General features: G+C 63.5%; 1 pseudogene. It reads left to right on the top strand.

Annotated features, from left to right (window positions below):
- Positions 1 to 187, top strand: a pseudogene (locus tag SB756_RS35650) (beta (1-6) glucans synthase); the annotation flags it as partial.
- Positions 188 to 233 lie beyond the last annotated feature (46 nt).

A 233-nucleotide genomic window follows, 5' to 3' on the forward strand; every position in this document is an offset into this window, starting at 1 on the left:
GTATCTGGTACGCCCGGTGACCGGGCCACGCCGGGAGATTGCCCTGCTGGCCTTCATCATCGGAGCCGGCATTGCGCCGCAGCTGTACCGCGAAGGGGTGTTGAACCAGCAGGCTTGGGGTTGGGCGGTGGTCAGCGTGCTGATGGTTGCAGCTTTGTGGCGTTGCTTGCGGGTGCGCAAGGTCTGAAACCGCTATCGGGAGCAAGCCCCTCCCACAGTTGAACGCATTTGCC

Source organism: Pseudomonas sp. SIMBA_068, from assembly GCF_046534705.1.
In the GTDB taxonomy this organism is placed as follows: domain Bacteria; phylum Pseudomonadota; class Gammaproteobacteria; order Pseudomonadales; family Pseudomonadaceae; genus Aquipseudomonas; species Aquipseudomonas putida.